Here is a 23,233-nt window from a genome sequence, read left to right as displayed (position 1 = left end):
CAAAAAATAATAAAAATCAGCGCAAAAGCTACCTTTACTTTTCAATTAAAAATTATCAAAAAGGTAGTCTGTAAATTTTGCTTTATCCGTAGTACTTTCGCAAGTCTTCTTGAGCCTGCTGCGCAGTTAAATATGTAGTAAATTTATGCGTTTCTTGCAAAGATCTTAACCAAGTATATTGACGTTTTGCAAGTTGTCGTGTTGCAAAAAGCGCCTTATCCTCCATTTCACGCTGTTTTTCGCTACTTTGATCACTATTTTTCAAAAAATCTAAAGCTTGACGATATCCAACTGAGCGCATAGAGGGTAAATTTTCATCTAAATCGTATTTTTCAATGAGAGCTTTCACTTCATTTAAAAATCCAATTTCCCACATTATTTTTAGACGTTGAGCTATGCGCTCATGTAATTCTAATCGGTCTGGCAATAATGCGTAATTATGAAAATTGTAACGGTATGGTAGGTTTTTAGGTTGCTCAGCTTGTAACTGAGTAATGGGTTTACCGGTTAACTTAAAAACTTCGAGCGCACGGATAATTCGTTGCTTATCACTCGGTTTAAATTTTTCACCTGCCAATGGGTCTACATTGCACAGTTCTGCATATACAGCATCCCAACCTTGCGACTCAGCTTTGGCTTCAATTTCAGCACGTACAGCATAGTCTGCACTTGGTAAGTTTGAAGACAACCCTTCCAATAAAGCCTTGTAATACAACATTGTACCACCGACTAAAATCGGTGTTTTACCTCGTACATGCATATCATCAATCAGTACACACGCATCTTCCACAAAGTTCGCTGCCGAATACACTTCTAGCGGACTGATAATATCAATCAAATGATGTGGATATTTCTCCAACTCAGCTTTACTTGGCTTGGCCGTACCAATATCCATATCCTGAAAAACCAAAGCAGAATCGACTGAAATTAATTCGAATCCACCTTGCTCGTATAACTCACATGCCAAGGCGGTTTTACCGCTTGCAGTTGGTCCCATTAAGTTGATGACCGGCAATTGATTTGACATGTAAAACTACTCTCCCCGAGCAAAAAGTTTATCTAGCTGTGCCAATGGAAACGCACGCCACGTCGGACGCCCATGGTTACATTGGCTGGCAAATTCAGTTTGTTCCATCTGACGCAGTAATGCATTCATTTCAGATAGACTTAAAATACGGTGTGCGCGTACAGCGCCGTGACAGGCCATGCCTGCCAATATTTGATCACGCTTTTGTAGTAACCCTGCAACCTGATCACTTGGGTCTAAATCATTTAATAAATCTGGAATCAGCGCATCAAAGTCTGCTTTATGCAAAATGGCAGGAACACCTCGGACAATGACTTGCTCATCGCCATATTGGTCTATTTCTAAACCTAGGCGTGCCAATTGTTCTTTGAGCTCATCGACGCGCATCGCTTGCATCCGACTGATACTGACGACTTTAGGAATCAGCAACTGCTGTGATGTCCAAAACTCAGGTTTATCCCAAGCCGTTTTCATTTGTTGTAAAACGATGCGCTCATGCGCAGCATGCATATCAACAATGATTAAACCTTCGGTGTTTTGGGCCAAAATATAAATACCATGCAATTGCGCAATGGCAATCCCCAAAGGATGCTCATCAACTTTCTGCTGAATATGTTCAGCTAAAGCGGTATCCGGATCATTTAACGACTCAGTTTGACGTAAAGGCGCTAAATAACTTTGCAATGCATTATTGAGCTGTCTGGAACCCGCTATATTTGACTGATATCCAGTGCTATTGTTCGACGCATTTGAATATTGCTGTGTATAAGCTTCCTGACCTGTTGGCGCATGATTTGAAGCATATTGCACCGTTGCTGGCGAACTAAAGTCAGTAAGTCCACCTGCGATCTCTGGACTGACAAAATTTGTGCCTTGCTCTGCAACTGGCTGAGGTTGATGTAATGAAAATTGTTCCTGATGACGCGGCTGCGGAATAATATTTTCGTGTGCCTGCCCATCAAGTTTCATTGCAGATGACAATTCGGCGGTCGCGGTTTGAAATTGCGCTAATGTCGATTTGGCAAAATGACGAACAAACTCATGTACTTCACGTTGATTTAGAAACCGAATTTCATGCTTGGTCGGATGCACATTCACATCGATATTTTCAGGATCAACTTCCATAAATAACAAATAAGCGGCATGTTGATGCCCATGCAAAATACCGTCATAAGCCATGCGAAGTGCATGTGAAACGGTCTTGTCTTTTACGATACGTCCATTCACATATACGTATTGCATATCGGCCTGCGCACGTGCATCTGAAGGATGGCCTAACCAACCACTGAGACGCATATTGACGCTATCAGCATCTATCCAGTACGCATTTTCAGTAAATTGACGGCCTAATAATTGTTGTACCCGCTGAAAACGGAGCGCGCCACTGTCTGCAATCGGCAAGTTCAGCTTAATACTATTGTTATGCTCAAGGACAAAACGTATATCAAAATGGGTCAGTGCCAAACGACGGACAATTTCTTCGATATGTCCAAACTCAGTCCCCGGTTTTTTGAGGAACTTACGCCGTGCAGGCACATTAAAAAATAAATCTTGCACACGGATGGTGGTGCCTTGCGTCGCTGCCACAGGCTGAATTTCTTGCGAATCAAATGCAGTGCCATTTACTTCGACCTGATAGCCTACACCGTCATCATTTTGGCTACTGGTCAAAGTCAAACGAGACACCGCAGCGATCGAAGCCAAGGCTTCCCCACGAAAACCTAGACTTACAATGGCATGCAAATCTTCAGCAGTTTGGATTTTACTTGTGGCATGGCGCATGACCGCCAAAGGTAGATCTTCAGGGTGAATACCCCGACCATTGTCTATTATTTCAATCAGTGTACTGCCGCCTTGTTCAATACGAACAATCAGCTCAGTCGCCCCTGCATCAATGGCATTTTCCAGTAATTCTTTGACCACAGAAGCAGGACGTTCAATCACTTCCCCTGCGGCAATTTGGTTGGCTAAGGCAGGATCAAGCGTTCGAATGCGGCGGGCACTGATTTCATTCAGCATGGTTAAATTTTTGCTCCAAAGCGTTTTGCAAAGTTTCTGAAGAAGAGCTTAAAGTCGCTGTACGGGTGGTTTCATCCGCAGACTTTTCAATATTAATAATTAAATCAGCCTCAGGGATTTCGTCGCCCCCTTTAGATGGCCATTCAAATAAAAATAGGGCGTTCGGCGTTTCTAAATAATCACGGATACCCATAAGTTCAAGCTCATAAGGGTCATTCAGACGATATAAATCAAAATGAAAAATATCTTGTCCTTGAATATTGTAAGGTTCAACCAATGTATAGGTTGGACTTTTTACCGCACCTTGATGACCCAAGTGTTGTAAAAAATAACGTGTTAACGTGGTCTTTCCTGCACCCAAGTCACCAATTAAATACGCTACACCCGTCGTAAAATGCGTCGCCAGTACGGTAGCTAAGTTTTGGGTATCGACTTCACTATTAAGTTCCAGACTGAATGAATACTGCATATTACTCACAACATGTACATAAGAATTAAATATGATAGCATCGCACTGGCTAAAATGGATATGTTCACACTACAGATTGAGCATTTTTCATGATGTGTTCTCTGCTTTATTTGCTCAGTTTTTAGATCTTTCTTCATGCACAGTTTTGAATTTACTCCCCCAATGATCAATGGTGTTAGTGCCAGCAAAGTCTTCCTTGACGGTCAACACACGCAAGCCTCTACCGTCTATGCATATTTGTGTGAACAATTTCCTCATATCCAAGCAGCAGAGTGGCAACAACGATTTAAGGATGGATTGGTCTATGCCGCAAATGGTGACGTTTTAACGATAGACAGTCCTTTTGAAGCCAATCGTCATGTTTATTATTATCGATTCTTAGCGCATGAAATCCATGTTCCTTTTGAGCATCAGATTTTGTTTGAAAATGATCATTTCATTGTGGTCGATAAACCACATTTTCTCACCATGAGTCCAACCGGTCAGTATGTACAAGAAACCTTATTGGTTCGACTCAAAAAACAAACGCAGCTTGAACAGCTAACGCCGATTCATCGTTTAGACCGTGAAACTGCAGGTGTGGTGCTGTTTTCCAAATGTGTCGAAAGCCGTGGGCTGTATCAACAAATGTTTGCCACTCGAAACGTTCAAAAAACCTATCATGCCATTGCAGCTTATCGAGATGAATTAAATTTCCCAATCACAACTCGCTATCGTATGGAAAAAGGTCAGCCTTTTTATACAATGCAAATAGTAGATGGTGAGCCTAATAGTGAAACCTTCATTCAGCTGATCCAGCAGCATGGAAACCGTGCCAAGTATGAATTAAAGCCACATACCGGCAAGCAGCACCAACTCCGTGTGCATTTAAATGCTTTGGGCATTCCAATTCAAAACGACCCCTTTTATCCAGTAGTGCAACATAAGGCAGAGGATGATTTCAGCCAACCTTTACAACTACTTGCGAAACATCTTGAGTTTATCGATCCTGTGACAGAGCAGGCTTTTCAATTCAGTTCTGCCTATGAATTGACACTGTAAATCGATTGTCATTACATTAAATTGATAAAATACTGCCGAACATTCTTGAATTTATGATAGTTTTGATTAGAATAAATGCGAAAAGTTAAGTATTTTAAAGCTTTCTAAGAATATGAGAAAAACTGAAGTCTACCAAATCCGCCTCGATTCACAGGAAAAGAAACAGGCCTTTGCCGTGTTTAAGCAATTAGGCATTACACCTGCACAGGCTGTACGTCTATTCTTTAAACAAGTTGTTTTAACCAAATCGATCCCCTTCTCTATTGAAAACCAAAATATCAATATTGAACAATTGATTAAGTTACGTAAATTAAAACAACAAGAAGCTCAAGCCATTTCAACCACTGAAATTAGCCCTGCGGAATTAGAAATTTTAAATAATGATCCATTATTAGATGATGATCATCTCGACTTGTTTGAAGAGCTCAATGCAATTTTGGGTGAAGGTGACAAAACTTAACACTGTCGCATTTATAAACAATTTATAAATCAACCAATTTCGAAAATTCGATATGCTTCATGCAAGACTGATAAAAATAGCATGGAGTATAGAAAAAAATGATCGTTCGACGCGCAACAGAAGCAGACCTTCATCCACTTGCTGTTTTATTTGATGAATATCGCCAATTTTATGGCACCTCTTCTAATCTTGATATTTCATATAAATTTCTAAGACAACGTTTTGAAAATAATGAAAGCGTAATTTTTATTTGCTTAAAAGATGATGTGATTACTGGGTTTATCTTACTATATTTGGGCTTTTCATCTGTGGCTTGTTCAACCTACTATATTTTAGATGATGTCTATGTCAGCCCTATATATCGTCGTCAAGGTTCAGCCAAACAATTGATCGATACTGCGGTTCTCTTTGCTCAACATGAAGGCGCGCTTCGAATCAGCCTCGAAACTCAAAAAAATAACTATCACTCACATCAACTCTATGAATCGATGGGCTTCATTAAAGATGATGAATTTCAAACCTATCATTACTTTATTCGCTAATGCATTGCTCAGCTTTAAAATACATCAACAAAGCATGTTGAAAAACGCATCTTTAGATCAGCAGACAGCAGACAGCAGACAGCAGACAGCAGACAGCAGACAGCAGACAGCAGACATATTAAAGGGCTTTAATACCGCACATTCATCCTTCAAATGATGACGTATCAAAGCCCTGTACCTATTACTGTGAATTTAGATTTTCACGAAATTTCGATTGTTCAATTTGCTCTGCATTCAAATAGATCCATTCACCCTCAGCAATATCTTCAAGCTTTAATTGTCCTATTTGAGCACGATGTAATGTTTCAACTTTATTGCCGACAGCCGCCAACATCCGCTTCACTTGATGATATACCCCTTGATGGACAGTCATTTGCAATTGATGTGAAGCCAATAGCTGTACATCGGTTGCAGCGAAAATGCCTTTTTCGTTTCGAAGCTCCACGCCTTGTTCTAATTGTTGTATTTGCTCAGGTGTCACAGGATCTGCGGTATGCATCGAATACACTTTGGCAACATGCTTTTTAGGGTGTGTAAGCGCTTGTAGATATTGACCATCATCCGTGAGCAGCAACAGTCCAGTGGTGTCTTGATCCAGTCGCCCGACGCATTGCAGACCACGATTTAACAGCACATCATCAAATAATTCAAAAACACTAAAATGATGGGTTGCCTGATGCGAACATTCATAACCTTGAGGTTTATTTAACGCGATATAAACATGCTCACGATAGGTATAGTCCTGTCCATGCACACTGTAAGTTAAATCATTCAAGTCCAGCTTTTGCTTTGGATTATCTACAATCTCACCGTGTATTTCGACCGCACCATTTTTAATCAACTGTTGGCAATATTTACGCGAACCAAAACCTTGTGATTGCAGCATTTTTTCCAAAAACATAGAACAACCTAATAAACACCATATATTGCTATTTTATACTGAACCACGAGCCAACTTGCAGGAAAAATAGCGGAAATAATCTTGAACGCCAGTTTTTAATGTTTCTGCGCTACACTATTGATTATTTATTGAAGTTTCTCACGAATATCCTATGTCTCAGTTGGATTTAAATCTGATCGTGTTATTGGTGTTATTGGCTTGTGGCATCTTTAGCCACAATACAGCGATCACCATAGCAGCAGGTGTCTTGATTATTTTCCGCATCACGCCTTTAAGTGAATTTTTCCCCTATCTGCAACAATATGGCTTAAACATTGGCATTATTATTTTAACCATTGGCGTACTCACGCCGATCGCTAGCGGAAAAATACCCGGTGATTCGATTTTAAAATCCTTTTTAAGTTGGAAATCCCTCGTCGCAATCGCCATTGGCATCTTTGTCGCATGGCTAGGCGGACGTGGTGTCAAACTGATGTCCAATCAGCCAGATGTGGTTGCCGGACTATTGATTGGGACAGTCGCAGGTGTTGCCATGCTGCGTGGTGTACCTGTCGGCCCACTCATTGCAGCAGGCATCTTGTCGCTACTGATTGGGATTAAACAATAAGGCCGTTGCTGACATAGCGGTTTAACAAAATTTTAATTTGAGCCATGCTGCATTTGAAATAAACGTCGACTAAGCATGATTCCAACGAATGATAATGCTGACATCAAGATCCCCGCCCAAAACCACGCTCCAGTTTGTGAAACCACAGTGGCAATCACAGGTGGCAGAACAAATTGTGATATGGCAGAGCATTGTAAAATCATGCCGACCGTCGTACTAATTGCCGCAGGATAAGGTGCAAAATGCAGTGATTGCGCAAAGACCGTCGCAGCAACCAAGCCTCCAAAAAGCGAAAAACTAAACACCGTTAAATATTGCAGTAAAAAAGGTAACGCATCTTTAGAGAGATAAAACCCTAAGGAGCAAATGATCAAAACAGCAAAACCCAGTTGGACTAAAGTTTTAGCTTGAAAACCACGCTGTAATAGCAGTCCACACCCCCATGTGCCCACAGCATTCGCAACGGCAACACTGGCTGTTAAAGCACCCGCCAGTTCTGCTGAAATTTGGTTTTGGGCATAAATCATCGGTAAGAAGCCCACCAATGCAAACCACTGCCCTGCATATGTCCCAAAAATGAGCGCCAAAAGCCATGCTGCAGGATGTTTCAGAGTATCCCGAATGAGACCAATAATAGGTGTTGTATTCAGCGCCACATTAGGCTGAGGAATAAACATAGCGATACAGAGTAGTAATGCTGCAGTAATCATAGCGAAACTGAGCCAAACCACACTCCAACCATATTGAGCAATTAGAAATGGCGCAACCAATAAGGCAATGCCCATACCTCCACCCATATAGGCACTCCACAGCCCCATCTTTGCGCTGATGTGCTGTAGCGGTACAAGCTGACGGATAAATGCAGGCCCTGTGAGTGTCACCAATAAGAAGCCAAATCCTTCTATGACACGCAGTAGCAACAAGACATCAAAGCTTTGTGCAAAGCTCCCCCATGCACTTGCTATCGTCAATAGACTTAAGCCCAATAAGATACACAGTTTAAATCCAATTTTTTGGATATAACTACCAATCAACAATGCAAAGCACATTCCTGCACCCTGTACTAGTGAGAGCAATAAACCAGACTGAATAAAGCTAATACCAAGTTGCTGTTGTAATACAGGTATTGCGGGCGGTAATTTCCCGATATGCATTGCAGCAACAAAACCTGCCGCAATAATGAATAAATCTTTTGACATCCCTTTCATTGAATTGTCATGCTCTTTTCGCCATGCAATAGTGCACAGCTTAACAATTCAAAATATTATTTTGAGTCAAAAAACAAATGACCTTAGATGATTTTTCAATTATTCAATCATCTTGCACCGTCACATGCTAAGCGCACTTTGATTTAAATTAAACAATGATATTCCGTGATGTCATCTGCAATTGTTTGAGACAACACGCATTCCCATCAAAAATGTTTTTTCTGATACTTTAGATAATATGAAGGTAGTGAAGGAATTCACCTACATAACAATTAGAGAATTATTTAGGCAGTACGTTATTCAGGATTGATTTGTTTCCGTACACGCTTATTGGCGTACATTTTCAAATCTGCCATTTCGACCAATTGATCGATGGATTCGGCATCCTCTGGAAATAAAGCCATGCCTATACTGGCACCAATTTTCAAGCTCATTTGCTCAAATACAAACGGCAGTCCGCAACTTTCTGCGATTCGATTCATCGCCGTTTGCGCACGTTCTAAGTTGGCAATATTGGTTAAGATCACAGCAAATTCATCACCACCCAAGCGTGCAACCAAGTCATCTTGACGTGTTTCACGCAAAATGCGCTGTGCAATTTCTTTCAGTGCAGCATCCCCAATGCGATGTCCGAACTGATCATTAATCGGTTTCAGACCATCCATATCAATCATCAAGATACCCAGTACTTTTTTCTGCGCGCGTGCTTTTTCTATCCCTTGACGTAAAAAGTCGACAAACAAAGCCCGATTAGCTAAGCCTGTTAAGCTATCTTGAGTCGCCAATTTATATAACTCTGTCGCACCGAAACGTGTCGCATGGTACATTGCCGCAGCGATCAACTCAGACATCAAACTCAATATATGCAAGTCGGCTTCCTGAAAGGCATCGACTTGGTCAGAGTAAATCTTTAAAACACCAACACCTTCATCACAATGAATCAATGGCACCACAGCCATCGAACGCAACCCGACACGTCGACATGCCACGCGATCTACCCGTGCATCTGTTTCCGAATCTTGGCAATACAGTGTTTGTTTCTGCGCAATACATAGACCTGATAAGCTATTTTCAATATGTAGTCTTAAACCCAGTAAATGACTCGCCCCACCAGACACTGCACGATAGACCATATCACCATCTTCAGCCAACTCTACAACAGCACCTTTAGCATGTGTAATCTGCTGCGCCTGTTCTGCGACCACGGTCATCACTGCATTTAGATCTAAACCCAGTTTGGCAATAGCTGTCTGCGTTTGAATCACAGACATGAGTTGAGTTGGTGAAGGTTCTATAGTATTCGGCATGATTGAGCCCAAACAGGTTTCAGTGTGAGATACAGCTCAATTCTAAAAATTATTCATCCACTTGTATAGCAATCTTAAAGTGATTTCTGTGCATTCAAGCACTTTAGATACAACTCTTTCAAATACTGCTCTTTAAAAGAAAATGCACTCAAGGAAACAATAGAGCAAGCAGAATCATCGATACATATTTCGAAGGTCGGGGAAAATCATGATGTATGGATGGCCCACGTATTTTACAACTCTCCCCTCAATATTATTTCAAAGCGTAAATTTCACTCTGCATCCATTCTCCGCCTTCCAATTGCACATCGACAGCCACACGTTGATATTCAGCCCCTTCAAATTCATCTAAAGCCGCCCAATGTGCTGCTAAATTTTCAGAGATAAAAACATAGCCTTCAATGGCTTGACCTGACTTCGATAAACGAATGCCCGGACTGCCCATCGCCGCACCCCAGCCTTTATGTTCTAATTCACCCCAAACCACACCTTTCTTCCACACACCACCTATGCGCTCCATCACATGAGCATTGGGCTGACCTAGACGTAATGTCCCGTATACAAAAAGACTCTGTGTCATAGATCCTCCTTAGTTGGAATAATATTGATTGCGTTTTTGTGAGAATTTCGCCAACTGTTTTAGGAAGCCTTCAAAGTAGCTTTTTTCAGCCTCTTCGGTACGATAACCGGCGTACAAAGTCCGTCTTAAACCTTCAGGTGAAACACAATCTAAGCGTCGAGAGGTCACCCAACCTTTTTGTTCATATTCATTTACCACCCAATCAGGTAATGCCGCGATACCACGACCACTTGCAACCAACTGAATCAGCATCTGGGTCAAATCTGTGGTACGGACGTGTTTAGGCTGAATATTGGCCGGTAAAAATAATTTCGCCATGATATCTAAACGATGTTTATCGACCGGATAGGTAATCAGCGTTTCTTCTGCTAATTCTTGAACAGTCACATTTGTTGCACGAACCAATGGATGCGTATTTGACAGTACCAAACGAGACTCATATTCAAAGATAGGGAAATATTCCACACCTTTTAAATTGATCGGATCTGCCGTAATCAGAAGATCAAACTCGCCCGTTTGTAATAGTTCATGCGGATTGGCTTCAAAGCCAGAGGCAAAGTCTAAATCTACATCGGGGTATTGCTGACGGTAGACATTCAATAACGGCATGAGCCAATCAAAGCAACTATGACATTCTGAAGAAAAAATAATTCGGCCGGTTTGACCATGCACAATACGTGTAATGTCCGATTGTGCAATTTGAACTTGCGGCAAAATATCATCAGCAAGGCGTAGTAAACGTTGCCCAACATTCGAAAAGGTCACAGGACGTGTGCGTCGGTTCACCACCTCTACCCCATACCAATGATCTAGCTCTTTCAACTGGTGTGAAAGTGCAGAAGGCGTTAAACACAGATCATTAGATGCAGCGACCAAAGAGCCGTGTTCTCTGAGTGCCAATAAGGTTTTGAGATGGCGTAATTCCAACATGATTGTTCTCAACTAAACTTGGGAGCAACTTTGCAATCGAATAGTTTTCGCAAAGCATTAATGAATTATACTCATCTTATCATTATTTTATTAAGTTTTATTCATTTAAAGTTTTATTTGGAACTTTAACCACCAATTCATCGTTTTTAAGCAGATGCAAAGGATGAAAATAAACACGATGCCCCTTATTAAAAAAGCCAGATTGATCAATCTGGCTTTAAATGTATGTAATCCAAAGAATGTGTTATTCCACAAATAATAAAGCCAAACGAACTTGGTCATATCCCATGCGTGGACTGGTCAACTCCACAATTGGGCGCAGCTTAACAGTACCATCATCGTTATAATGTGCTGGGTCTTGTCGTTTCGCCAAACGTTTATAAATTTTACGCACCTGCTCAACCACGTCTTCTCCCGGATGTGCCACCGATATATCTAAACCTTGCTCTTTTTGCAGACGAGCCAAATGGTTAATAATCGTAGCAGGTGTTAAACCACGCTCCACTGCAATATCTTGAATTTCATAACCTTCCTCAAACAACTCCCGAGTTTGATCTAAAGTCGCTGTGGCAAAGCTTTGTTTTACTCCAGTTTTGGCAATTTTCTTTTCATTGCGCTCGATTTCCACTTCATTCAGTGTTCCGCCACAGTGGCGAATAAAGGCTTTATGTTGTACGGTTAAATCAGCCTCTGCAAAATTGGTTTCCGCTTCGTCAGAGAGTTCCTGAAAGCGTCGATCGGCTTTAATCGCCAAACTGTCGAGTTCTAAGGCTTGTTCATTAAAGCCAAGTAAACGCAGACCATCTAATGTTTTTAAACGAGACAATGCCACATACCCCTGACCCTTTTCAAAAGTATGCGTCAAGTTAATTTCAGCCGCTGCAAGGGTCATCCCTTGAGATTTATGAATGGTGATCGCCCAGGCCAAACGCAGTGGAATTTGTTGGAAACTGGCAATGGTTTTACCATCATCATTATCGACAGACCATGTTTCAGGTTCGACCACCAAGGTCGTGCCGTCCGTAAGTTTTACTTTAGGCAAGATGCCATATTCATCATCTTCTTCAAAACCTATCACTTCACCGAGGCTGCCATTGATATAGCCCACGTCAAAGTTGTTTTTTACAAACATCACTTTGGCATTTTTCTTTAAGGTCAAAGTTTCCGGCGCACGCACTGAAGATTTTAAGGTTTCGATCAGTTTATCATTACCATCACATTGGGCATCAAACTGGCGAGATTCTTGCTCAATTTCATTTAGATGTTTATAGTTAATACTATCTACATCCATATTATGGGTATACAAGCGCGTAAAGGTTTCACCTATATTTTGTGAACTTGTCTGCCTTAAAGCATGCAAATGATCGCCCGTAATTTGCTGAGCACGAATCGCATTTAGAATATCATTGAGATAGTCATTACCCTGACGATGTTGTTCGGTCAAATAACACACGCGAAACTTCGCTTCTACCCATGCCTCAGACATAAAGCAAAACTTGTCACGGTTTAATTCACCTTTGCGTCCCACAGGGGGTAACTGGAAGAAGTCACCTGCAACAATGACTTGAATCCCCCCAAAAGCATCTTCACTGTCTTTAAAAAATTTTAAAACTTTATTCACCAAGTTTAATTGCTTGGCATGCAACATCGAAATTTCATCGATGATTAAAACTTGGGCATTTTCCAAATGCTCTTTTAAATATTTACGTTCTTTTAAGCGCTTTAACTCATCTTCGGAAATCGCATCTTTAATCCCAATCCCTGCCCATGTATGAATTGTCATGCCATTCATATGGGTTGCAGCAATCCCTGTAGAAGCCGTAATTGCCACCGGCACTTTGCGCGCTTTTAGATAATTGATGTACTGATTTAAAGTATAAGTTTTCCCTGCACCAGCCGAACCTGTTAAAAACACATTTTCGCCTGCTTTGAGCAGCTTGAGTGCAGTTTCTTGTTTCATAAGACCTATACCGTAAAAGAACGGCTATAGCCTAACGATTTTTGACTCAAAAGTTAAGCGCACAACACAGTTTCCTAAATCCGTATTTCGCCAATCTTACTTTAAGCTATTGAACATATTTAAAAATTCTTTGGCGATATTTACTTTTTCTATTTCTGCTTGGGTATTATTTGAATACTCAAGTTGATCAAAAACCAAAATGTGGTTTTGCACATGACAGCCCAAAGTCATCGATACATGCAAAATGGGATGGTACATATGAAAAGCTACATATACTCTTGCAATGATACTGGCGCTATAACTTGATGCCAAACAATGTTTAAAGTGAATAGATTCATCAATAATTCGATCGATGGTTTTTAATTCTTCAAAGACCCAATCTTGAAAATATATTTTGTCTTCTGTTGTAAATGGCTGCCAGACTGTTGTCGCAAATTTACGCTTTAATTGAGTTAACATTTCTTGCTTTTGTTGCTTAGCATGCCAATGCACCGCCTGATGAAAGACCCCATTCCAGGTAATATTTTTAGGGACTGTATGACCTGTAGAATAAGTCGCACTAACATAGTCACGCACATATGCATCAAATACAGATACTCTTAAATTAGCATGCTTTAAATAAAATAAATTTCGAAAATCCTGCAGTTGAATTTTATGCTGTCGTAACATACTTAAAAACTGGCGATTTTCTTGGGTTTCTGGACGGATATAATCCATCAAAGCCTGCGGTAATTGCTGCGTACAACGTACTAAATGTTGCAGATAGGCCTGCATAATACGGCTCAAAGGTAGATAGACTTTTTTTATGGCCTGATCCTCTGCGCCTAACACCTGTCGCATTAAGATCAACCACTCATCTAAATACAAAATCGATGGGCTGATCACTACACGATGGTCATCATGCTGCTGATATTTTCGCTGTAAAACAAACTGTAGATTTTTTTCATGATTAAACCAATCATGTTCATGCGCAATCGTATGACAATTTTGAATAAATAAGCGCGCTGCAACAAATTGAAAATGTTGTAAGGTTGTAAGAATCAATGCGGGATGAATATGCTGCGTATCGACAAAACTTAATGCCGTCACAGCCACTCGTACATTACTGTGTTGAAAATTACGACTCAGCCAATCCAACACTTCGACTGACTGCTTGAACATCCATCGCACTGCACGGTTGTTATCGAGTAAAGGGAGTTTTCCACATTTTTTTTGCCAAATTGCTGTAGCTTGCACAAAATTACTGTGGCTTAATATGTCCTGCTCTGCCCAAACATCCCGATGCATCAAACGAATAAAACCCAACAAATTGGGACGCTCATATGCATGGTCGAGCAACAAAATAATATCTTCTATATGTTCATTTAATTCTTGTAAATTGAACCGATCTTCATAACTCAAACTCATGATCCGGTAAATCGTTGGATCTAAAAATTGTGCTGTAGCAAAACAAATCTCGTCCAAACTATCCATCAAGAGCTGTATCGGCAATATTTCAGCTTCTGTAAGTGAATGAAGCGCAAACATCTGCTCAATCTTTTGCATCAACCAATGTGGTAGACAGATTTGGCATTCGATATACGTTTGTAATAGCGGTGTCTGATAAATCTGCTGCTCTTGCATCAGCTGATCAAAAATTTGCGCTTCAACTGCTGTCATCTGTGCTAAAAACTGCTGAACACGCGCTGGCCCATTTAGATGTTGAAAAATCGACTGTAAGATCAATTGTCTAAATTGCTGTGCTTTTTCTCTGAGCAAGAGTGAATGTTGCGGCTTTAGGTCGCCAGTAAAAAAATACAATTCATGAAATAAGAAATCTTCTACTACTTCAATACATGGCACTGTCGTATGCAATTCAGCAATTTTGATGGGTCTAAATGGACTTCTAGGAAACTGATAGCCAATCGATTCACGACTTTGTAGCTGTAAGGTCCACAGTCCATTACACAGTTGAATGCGGTGCTGCTCTTGTTCAATTTTAAAGATATTTTGTGAATTGAGTGCTGTAGCAAGATCCATTTGCTCTTGATACAACTGCTTTAAACTTGGAGATATTCGAATAAGTTGCCGAGCAATATGCTCAAGCTGCGGGGTCAAGCTTTTCTTTTCCATCTTCCGCCCTAACGATCGTTGATTATTTTTCAACCTTCACTATAGTCAAAGTTTAATGCTCCGACTACTGCCATTAATCAGCCGAATAGCTGTACAAAAGGTCAATACAAAGGCGTTCAATAAAAAAATCTAAAAGCTATTGTTGTGACAAAATTCACCATAATTTTGAGCTGTGACGAATAAAAATGAATGAAGTTGAAGAGTAGTCACTATTATTGATCTGTAGAATATTGTTCTGAACGGATTTTCTTAAGCTGTTCTATCGCATTGTAAATATCTTGTTGTAGTGCCTCTCGATAGAGCTTTAAATCCTCCACACTCTGAATATGACTCAAACTTTGACGGGGTAAAAATTGAAAATAGAATGGAATGCGCTTGGGGATAATACGCTTGGGTAAAGACGGAATCACATCACCATGACGTAATAATTTATCGATTTTTTGTATTTTTAATAGTTGTTTAAACCAACGATGTTCAACAATCACACTGGCATCAAAACCCAGTTCAAAGACTTCATCTCCACCTAAAGCGGCAAAAGGCACGATATCATAATTAAATTCTTGCGCCAGTTTTAAAAAGCCATAACGTTGCTTCCAAATCAGTTGATAGGCTTCGCCTTTTCGCTTCAAAACCTCTCGACCACCACCGGGAAAAACTAAAATGGAATAACCTTGTTGCATCACTGTTCTGACATAGTCCTGAATGCCTTGGACTGCACCGAACTTTTTGACCATGCCACGCCAACCGGGCAAATAAAAATGGCTATGATCAGCGATACTGACCACAGCCACTTTATGTTCATTGTAGAGATAATCAATAATCAACGGTGAATCGAGTACACCGTAAATTGTATGATTCCCTACATACATTGCAGGTTTTGATGCATCAATATATTCAGCGCCAAAAAAGGTCGGCGTGAAATACATGCGGGATAAAGCGCTTAAACGCTTTATCCATTTTGCATCATGTTCAACCTGCAAATGTGCTGACCTTAGGCAGCATCATGTTTTTGAACAAGTACAGAACCTACTGAGTAGCCTGCACCAAATGAGCAAAGCACACCGTATTCGCCATGGTTTACTTCATTTGCTGTACGGTGCAACGCAATAATGACACCTGCTGATGAAGTATTGGCAAATTCATCAAGAATGATTGGTACAAGGTCTGGCTGAGCATGTTCTTTACCCACAACCAGTTTCAGAATCAATTCATTCATGCTGGCATTTGCTTGGTGTAACCAGAAGCGTTTTACATCTGTTGCCGCAATTTTATTGTCATCCAATTGCTTGGTGATCATTTTCGCCACTAATGGACACACTTCTTTAAATACTTTACGACCGTCTTGACGGAAACGGTTGTTGTCGATGTCAACATCGACTTCACTCATATTTAAGTAACCGAAGTTGTTACGAATATTGTTTGAGAACTGTGTAAACAGGTCAATATCCAACACTTCAAAACCAGCTTTGGTTTCAGTTTCTTCAATGATCGAAGCCGTTGCAACGTCACCAAAGATGAAGTGACAGTCACGCATACGGAAATCTGTATGCCCAGATGTAATCTCAACGTTTACCAATAACACGCGACGAGCGCCTGATTTGATCGCGTCATAGGCTTGCTTGATACCAAAAGTTGCAGCTGAACATGCAACGTTCATGTCATAAGCATAGCCCTGAATACCCAATGCAGTTTGGATCTCAATTGAAACGGCTGGATATGCACGTTGAATATTTGAACAAGACAAAATCACTACATCGATGTCTTCTGCAGTCACACCCGCATTTTCCATCGCTTGTTTAGCCGCAGCAACACCCCATTCCGCTTGTAGCGAAATTTCATCATTTGGACGTTCATGTAGCACTGGGCGTAAACGTTTTGGATCTAAAATACCGCTTTTTTCAGCAACATAACGTGCTTTCACGCCAGATGCTTTTTCGATAAATTCTGCACTTGAACCACGGCGCGCTTCTAGCTCACCGGCTTCAATTTTTTCAGCATTGTCGCTGTTGTACTGTTCCACATAAGCATTTAAAGCTTCAACTAACTCTTCGTTAGTAATTACGTCTTCTGGATGATAAAGACCTGTACCCGTAATGCGGATGCCCATGTAAAACTCCTTTTAGAAATTACCTATATCTTAACTGATTCCGAGCTTATCCCATACTTTTTGCAAGCGGGATGGAGAAATTGGCATCTTGGTCTTCATTGGTTGAGAGAAAATAGAGATGCGTAACTCCTCAACCATGAAATACAATTCTTTAAGGCGAGTGTCATTTTTAAACTTAAATAATTTTTCCATCCATGGGTCAACTTGATCAATGGCAGAATTGTCCCTTTGTAGGTTATTTGGCAAGCGGTCTAAACGCAAGACTAATGCCTTCAAATATCTTGGAAATTCGAGCCACACATCGGAAGTTTTGCCATAAACAAAATCTGAAAGTTGCATCAAATCGAGTTGATCTTCAATGTCATCAATGTTCTTTCCAAACACAGAATCATCTAAAACCAACAATTTCCGACGTATATCCTGCCATTGAATATAGGTTTCAGTTAAAACGGCTAATGCTTGTTGCCCATGGGTTAAGAAAGATTTCTTTACATTTAAAATCAGGTTTTGGTACTCCTGCACATTGACAGGTAGCTCATTTATTGCAAGCTGAAGTGTGGCATAAACTAACATTTGCTCTAGTTTTGCTTTGTCACCTAGTGGTGAATAAGCCAATGCCAAGGGTTTAGAAATCTGTTTTTTCAACTGACGAACTAAATCTCCCAGCTGCATATGAACCAAACGAATGATCCCTTCACGGTGTTGTTTGACTGCTTCAAATTGGTCATTGAAGGTCTGAATCACCACACCCGATTCGTCTTTGGCATCCAACTCCGCAAAGCCTTTGACTGGAACAAGGGCTTGGTATTGTTTCACCACCACACCCGTGACTTTTTGTGATGCTTCGAACACAAAATTATCAGGGAAGGTTTTAAACTCACCTTTTAACTGTTTGACTGGACTATGAGTTTCCGTACGACAGCGTGCTTTGAGTTCATCTAGATCACGACCTTGCTCAATCACACGGCCTTTTTCATCAATGACTTTGATTAAAGGCAGCAGATATTGCTCAACACGTTCCCAAGAAAAGTCTTTGTCTGTGATTTGCTCACCACGCAGTTGGAACGCCAAGAAACTAAAAATATGCTCGCGCAAATGCACGGCATCGACACGATCCATTAATTTACGCGCTGTATCTGGTATTGGCACCAAATGACGACGCTTATCTTTTGGCAATGCTTTAAGTAAAGCTTCAATCAGGTCTTGTCGCCAACCAGGTATACCCCATGACCAAATATTTTCATCCACTTGCGGCAAAGCTTGAACTGGAATTTTGACCGTTGCGCCATCTTCGTCATGACTTGGGTCAAAACGATAACTTGCAGCCAAACGCAGTTCACCATTGCGCAGATAATCTGGAAATTGCTGGGTCGTTGGACGGTCATTCATCCAAAGTGCATCATCATCGATAAATAAATGCCGGGGATTTTGCGGTTCTACCGTTGCACGCCAGTCTTCAAAACTACGACGACTTGCCACCTCTTCAGGCACTTTAGCAGCATAGAACTGGTAGATGGTTTCCTCATCCACCACCAAATCACGACGACGCAGTTTATCTTCAACACGTTCAACTTCTTCGAGTTTTAATAAATTGTGTTTTAAGAACGGTGGCGTAATACCCAAATGTCCCGTCGTCAACGCATCTCGTAGGAAAATTTCATGCGCCGCAGGATGATCCACTTTTTCATAATTTATTTGACGACGTGGCTCAATAATCAAACCAAACAAAGAAATTTGATCATAGGCATTGACTACACCAGATTTTTTTGACCAATGCGGTTCAAAATAATGATGCTTCAATAAATCGCCTGCAGCCAATAGAATCCATTCAGGTTCAATTTTCGCCAACGTTCGAATATATACCTGAGAGGTCTCAACCATCTCAAAAGCCATGACCCAAGGTGTATTGGTTTTATGCAAGGTTGATGCAGGGAAAATACGCGCCTTTTGCTGACGCACCGCCATGAACACGTTACGTTCATCGGTTTTGTTGGCAATAAATGAAAGTAAACCCGTTAATAGCGCACGGTGCAGATTTTCATAATTGGCCTTCTTTTCATTAAAGGACAGTTTTAAGCCTTGAGCCAAATCCACCAATTGCTCATGGGTTTTTTTCCACTCACGGAGGCGTAACCAACTCAGGAAATGGTTGCGTGCAAAGGTTCGACGCTTATTTTCACTCATGTCACGGTTAGCGACTAAAGCTTCCCATAACTTGATATAGAACAAGAAATCTGAGTCAGCTTCACGGAACAAAGCATGTTTCTGATCGGCCTGCATTTGTTTATCCGCAGGACGTTCACGTGGATCTTGTACCGCTAAAGCAGCGACAATAATCAAGACTTCATTTAATACGCCAAAATGCGCTCCGCCCAAAATCATCCGTGCAAGACGCGGGTCGATTGGCATTTTCGCCATTTGCTGACCAATTTTGGTTAAACCACCACCCTTCGCCGGAGGAAGTCCCCCTTTTGTAAAGGGAGATTTAGGGGGATTACTTTCAATAGAATCTCCCCCAACCCCTCTTTGCGAAAGAGGGGCTTTCCCTTTCTCAACCATCGCCCCAAGCTCAATCAAAAGCTTACGACCATCATTCACCAAACGATGATCTGGCGGCTCAATAAAATCGAAGTCTTCTAATTCACCAAAACCCAAACTTTGCATTTGCAAAATAACCGAGGCCAAGTTGGTTCGTTTAATCTCCGGTTCGGTAAATTCAGGACGACTCATAAAGTCTTCTTCTGAATACAGTCTAATACACACACCCGGTGCAATCCGACCACAACGACCTTTACGCTGATTTGCTGCTGCTTGTGATACTGCTTCAATCGGTAAGCGCTGTACACGTGAGCGATAGTTATAACGGGATATCCGTGCAAAGCCACTATCAATTACGTAGCGAATATTCGGTACAGTTAAAGCCGTTTCTGCCACGTTGGTGGCAATAATAATACGTCGCCCACCACCCGATGGATTAAAGATCTTTTGTTGTTCTGCCAAAGCCAATCGTGCATATAAAGGTAAAACTTCGGTATGTCTTGGCCCAAACTTTTGCAGTGTTTCTTGTAATTCTCTAATTTCTTGTTCGGTGCTGGCAAAAATCAAAATATCCGCATGTTCAGGATGACCTTTCTCCTGCGCATCTTGAAAACATTCTTCTACTGCCGAAACCACGGCACGGGGTAAATTTTCTTCAAAATCGTCAAATTCATCGTCATCACTACCGACAATACTCAGCTCTGAAATCGGACGATAACGCAATTCTACTGGGAAGCTTCGACCTTCGACTTCAAAAATAGGTGCCCCATTAAAGTAATTCGAAAATCGATTTACGTCTAAAGTTGCTGAAGTAATAATGACTTTGAGATCTTTACGACGAGGCAAGAGCTGTTTGAGATAGCCCATGATGAAGTCGATATTCAGCGAACGTTCATGTGCTTCATCGATAATAATCGTGTCATATTTATTTAAGAATCGGTCATTAGCCAGTTCAGCCAATAAAATACCATCGGTCATTAACCGAACGATGGAATCTTGTGAACCTTGTTCATTGAAACGAACTTTAAAGGAGATCGACTCCCCCAGCTTTTCGCCCACTTCTTCTGCAATACGTTGCGAAACACTACGCGCTGCTAGTCGACGGGGTTGAGTATGGCCAATCAAACCCGTTAAACCACGACCTGCAAGCATGGCAATTTGAGGCAACTGTGTGGTTTTACCCGAACCGGTTTCACCTGCCACAATAATCACTTGATGCTTTTGAATCGCATCGATCAGTTTGTCTGCATACTGCGTAACAGGTAAGTCTTGATTTAATTTAATATTTGGGATGCGGGCAATCCGTTCGCGGACTTTCGCATTCGACTTTTCAAACAGTTCTTTATGCTGCTTTTCGTTGGCGTCTTTTCCCTTACGCAATCGATTTAAACGGTGAACATCACGAGCCATCACCATCTGATCTACATTTAAATCTTTCGCCACCAAGAATACGCCTTACAACTACATGAAACCCGATATTCTACTCGGTTTCATCGCATTTCCCAATGCAACAATTGAAAACCCGAAGTGAATTTATCTGGCGCGACTGGCGTGGTGCGGTTTAGATCTCAAATTTGAAAATAGGATGAATTCGCCATATCCCCCTTCATCCGCCTAATTGAACAAAAGAAATGCTTCGCTGATGAGCGAATCGGCATGCCTAAAGATGGATTAAATCAACAATAGAAAAATTTAAATCACTTTTTTTAAATTTTACCCTTGAATTTTAAGGGGTGTGGCTTCATGTCTGTGTAGGGCGTTTAGGGTAGTTCCTGTCATTTAATCCTCACACAACTGCGGTTAAATGAGATGAAATACTGGTCTATTGGGAAATGAGTAAATCACTATTAATTCGGATTTTCCGATATTAGTTATGTAAAAATACTATTTCAGCAATAAGAAAAATTTCTGTACCCTATTGGAAATCAAAAACAAACCTCAATCATGGAGACAATGATGAGCTTAATTAATACTGAAGTTAAACCGTTTAAAGCTACTGCATTCCAAAATGGTCAATTCATCGAAGTAACTGAAGCTGATCTTAAAGGTAAATGGTCTGTTGTATTCTTCTACCCAGCTGACTTCACTTTCGTTTGCCCAACTGAACTTGGTGACCTTGCTGACAACTATGCAGAATTCCAAAAACTAGGTGTTGAAATCTACTCAGTTTCTACTGACACTCATTTCACTCACAAAGCTTGGCACGATTCTTCAGAAGAAATCAAAAAAATCCAATACGTAATGGTTGGTGATGCGAACTGGACTCTTGCTAAAAACTTTGACGTATTAATCGAAGCTGACGGTCTTGCTGATCGTGGTACTTTCGTTATCGATCCAGAAGGTAAAATCCAAATCGTTGAAATCAACGCTGGTGGTATCGGTCGTGATGCTCAAGAACTTCTTCGTAAAGTTAAAGCAGCTCAATACGTACACGCTCACCCAGGCGAAGTTTGCCCAGCTAAATGGAAAGAAGGCGACGCAACTCTTGCTCCTTCAATCGACCTAGTTGGTAAAATCTAATCTGTATTAGATTGAACTGATTCAAAAACCACGCTTTTAGCGTGGTTTTTTTATGCCTATTATCTGCGAGTATATACCTCTATACACCCTACGCAGTTCACACTTTATTCATACAACTTTAACGTACTAGCACTTTCCACATATCTGTAGATATTCATCAAGTTAGAGCTTACACAAATATAATAAAAATGCGCCGCAAACCCGATTGTCTAGGCTTACATCTTTGCCAGTATTTCAGTATTTTTAACATGAATTTTAGGTCAATTGCTTATTTCAGGAAGATGTAAGCCCATGAAAAAATATTTCGTCTCGATCAGTTTAATTTTATGTTCGTTTACAACTTTTGCTGCCGTGAACTGCGAAGGTGAAATTAAAAACCAAAGTATTCGTGAAGATATTAAAGTCAAAAAAAATTGTCAGCTTGAAGGTTTAATTGTTCATGGCAATGTTATTTTAGAAAATGGTGCCAGTGTTGAACTGCATGACAACCACATCAAAGGCAATATTGAATCTAATAAAAATTTTACCAAGATCATTGCCAATCATAACAATATCAGTGGCAATGTCGATTTTACAACTGGGAAAAACATCCAACTCATCAATAACCAAATTTCAGGCGACCTCAAATTAAAGAAAAATAATGGCAATATTGTTCTAAATAATAATGAAATCGCAGGTAATTTGATTTGTCTTGAAAATGCTTTTTCAATTAATGGCAGTAACAACCAAGTCAAAGGCAATAAATCAGAACAATGCCGTAGTTTTTAACCCGCCCTACACTAGGGTGTGTTGACATTTACAGCCGATAAATTGAGCTAAAGAGGCAACCATATAAATATACAAGCTAAAGCAACAGCGCTTTGATAGTTACGTTTTAGCTTATCGTATCTTGTGGCAATTCCTCT

The 23,233-nt window shown here is 40.7% G+C and carries 19 protein-coding genes and 1 pseudogene; 6 read left to right on the top strand and 14 right to left on the bottom strand.

What is annotated here, in order from left to right:
* Positions 1-82 precede the first annotated feature (82 nt).
* The 3 genes from miaA to tsaE are packed head-to-tail and all read right to left on the bottom strand — an operon-like array spanning position 83 to position 3,515.
* A complete protein-coding gene (miaA, locus tag FTU06_RS10205) occupies positions 83-1,027 on the bottom strand; it encodes a tRNA (adenosine(37)-N6)-dimethylallyltransferase MiaA (protein ID WP_180146437.1) in 945 nt (314 codons plus the stop codon).
* Positions 1,028-1,033: 6 nt separating this feature from the next.
* Complete coding sequence (gene mutL, locus FTU06_RS10200) at positions 1,034-3,046, bottom strand: DNA mismatch repair endonuclease MutL (RefSeq protein WP_180003095.1); 2,013 nt, start codon at positions 3,044-3,046, stop codon at positions 1,034-1,036.
* Positions 3,036-3,515, bottom strand: a complete 480-nt coding sequence (gene tsaE / locus FTU06_RS10195; protein ID WP_180007348.1) for a tRNA (adenosine(37)-N6)-threonylcarbamoyltransferase complex ATPase subunit type 1 TsaE — start codon at positions 3,513-3,515, stop codon at positions 3,036-3,038. Before tsaE ends, mutL begins: the two co-directional genes overlap by 11 nt.
* Positions 3,516-3,650: 135 nt before the next feature.
* Between tsaE and FTU06_RS10190 the strand changes: the two genes are divergently transcribed.
* The 3 genes from FTU06_RS10190 to FTU06_RS10180 all read left to right on the top strand — a co-directional run bounded on the left by FTU06_RS10190 (position 3,651) and on the right by FTU06_RS10180 (position 5,558).
* Complete coding sequence (locus tag FTU06_RS10190) at positions 3,651-4,556, top strand: pseudouridine synthase (protein WP_180040217.1); 906 nt, start codon at positions 3,651-3,653, stop codon at positions 4,554-4,556.
* A 112-nt stretch (positions 4,557-4,668) separates the two neighbouring features.
* Positions 4,669-5,016: a type II toxin-antitoxin system RelB/DinJ family antitoxin gene (locus FTU06_RS10185; RefSeq protein WP_078189014.1), complete on the top strand. Its 348-nt coding sequence runs from the start codon at positions 4,669-4,671 to the stop codon at positions 5,014-5,016.
* Positions 5,017-5,114: 98 nt separating this feature from the next.
* Positions 5,115-5,558 carry a GNAT family N-acetyltransferase gene (locus FTU06_RS10180; protein WP_180063143.1) on the top strand — a complete coding sequence of 148 codons (444 nt, stop codon included), beginning with the start codon at positions 5,115-5,117 and terminating at the stop codon, positions 5,556-5,558.
* A gap of 181 nt (positions 5,559-5,739) precedes the next feature.
* Here the strand turns inward: FTU06_RS10180 and FTU06_RS10175 are convergent, their stop codons facing one another.
* Entirely contained in the window at positions 5,740-6,459 is a 720-nt protein-coding gene (locus tag FTU06_RS10175) for a pseudouridine synthase (protein ID WP_180146434.1), read from the bottom strand.
* A gap of 151 nt (positions 6,460-6,610) precedes the next feature.
* Between FTU06_RS10175 and FTU06_RS10170 the strand changes: the two genes are divergently transcribed.
* Complete coding sequence (locus tag FTU06_RS10170) at positions 6,611-7,066, top strand: DUF441 domain-containing protein (protein WP_180003104.1); 456 nt, start codon at positions 6,611-6,613, stop codon at positions 7,064-7,066.
* A gap of 32 nt (positions 7,067-7,098) precedes the next feature.
* Here FTU06_RS10170 and FTU06_RS10165 read toward each other — a convergent pair whose 3' ends face one another.
* The 9 genes from FTU06_RS10165 to FTU06_RS10125 all read right to left on the bottom strand — a co-directional run bounded on the left by FTU06_RS10165 (position 7,099) and on the right by FTU06_RS10125 (position 21,251).
* Positions 7,099-8,274 carry a CynX/NimT family MFS transporter gene (locus FTU06_RS10165; protein ID WP_180063145.1) on the bottom strand — a complete coding sequence of 392 codons (1,176 nt, stop codon included), beginning with the start codon at positions 8,272-8,274 and terminating at the stop codon, positions 7,099-7,101.
* Positions 8,275-8,570: 296 nt separating this feature from the next.
* Positions 8,571-9,581, bottom strand: a complete 1,011-nt coding sequence (locus tag FTU06_RS10160) for a sensor domain-containing diguanylate cyclase (protein WP_180146431.1) — start codon at positions 9,579-9,581, stop codon at positions 8,571-8,573.
* 253 nt (positions 9,582-9,834) lie between these two features.
* Complete coding sequence (locus FTU06_RS10155; RefSeq protein WP_180146428.1) at positions 9,835-10,161, bottom strand: gamma-glutamylcyclotransferase; 327 nt, start codon at positions 10,159-10,161, stop codon at positions 9,835-9,837.
* 9 nt (positions 10,162-10,170) lie between these two features.
* On the bottom strand, positions 10,171-11,091 hold the full coding sequence (locus tag FTU06_RS10150; RefSeq protein WP_078189020.1) for a LysR family transcriptional regulator: 921 nt from the start codon (positions 11,089-11,091) through the stop codon (positions 10,171-10,173).
* Positions 11,092-11,335: 244 nt separating this feature from the next.
* On the bottom strand, positions 11,336-13,051 hold the full coding sequence (locus FTU06_RS10145; protein WP_180007354.1) for an AAA family ATPase: 1,716 nt from the start codon (positions 13,049-13,051) through the stop codon (positions 11,336-11,338).
* A gap of 96 nt (positions 13,052-13,147) precedes the next feature.
* Positions 13,148-15,163: a hypothetical protein gene (locus tag FTU06_RS10140; protein ID WP_180146426.1), complete on the bottom strand. Its 2,016-nt coding sequence runs from the start codon at positions 15,161-15,163 to the stop codon at positions 13,148-13,150.
* Between the two features lie 212 nt (positions 15,164-15,375).
* Complete coding sequence (locus FTU06_RS10135; RefSeq protein WP_180108750.1) at positions 15,376-16,143, bottom strand: 1-acyl-sn-glycerol-3-phosphate acyltransferase; 768 nt, start codon at positions 16,141-16,143, stop codon at positions 15,376-15,378.
* Between the two features lie 11 nt (positions 16,144-16,154).
* Positions 16,155-17,270 carry a beta-ketoacyl-ACP synthase III gene (locus tag FTU06_RS10130; RefSeq protein ID WP_180146423.1) on the bottom strand — a complete coding sequence of 372 codons (1,116 nt, stop codon included), beginning with the start codon at positions 17,268-17,270 and terminating at the stop codon, positions 16,155-16,157.
* Positions 17,271-17,300: 30 nt separating this feature from the next.
* Positions 17,301-21,251, bottom strand: a complete 3,951-nt coding sequence (locus tag FTU06_RS10125; protein WP_180146420.1) for a DUF3418 domain-containing protein — start codon at positions 21,249-21,251, stop codon at positions 17,301-17,303.
* 513 nt (positions 21,252-21,764) lie between these two features.
* On the opposite strand from FTU06_RS10125, the gene ahpC reads away from it, so the two are divergent.
* Both ahpC and FTU06_RS10115 read left to right on the top strand, forming a co-directional pair.
* Positions 21,765-22,328 carry an alkyl hydroperoxide reductase subunit C gene (ahpC, locus tag FTU06_RS10120; protein WP_005097370.1) on the top strand — a complete coding sequence of 188 codons (564 nt, stop codon included), beginning with the start codon at positions 21,765-21,767 and terminating at the stop codon, positions 22,326-22,328.
* Between the two features lie 291 nt (positions 22,329-22,619).
* Positions 22,620-23,096, top strand: a complete 477-nt coding sequence (locus FTU06_RS10115; protein WP_180026926.1) for a hypothetical protein — start codon at positions 22,620-22,622, stop codon at positions 23,094-23,096.
* A 47-nt stretch (positions 23,097-23,143) separates the two neighbouring features.
* On the opposite strand, the pseudogene FTU06_RS10110 reads toward FTU06_RS10115, so the two are convergent.
* A pseudogene (locus tag FTU06_RS10110) lies at positions 23,144-23,233 on the bottom strand (IS5/IS1182 family transposase); the annotation flags it as partial.

Origin of the sequence: Acinetobacter sp. YH12052 (assembly GCF_013419835.1) — a bacterium.
Lineage (GTDB): Bacteria > Pseudomonadota > Gammaproteobacteria > Pseudomonadales > Moraxellaceae > Acinetobacter > Acinetobacter amyesii.
Note: the sequence above shows the minus strand (reverse complement) of the source record. Positions and strands in the feature narration are given on the sequence as shown.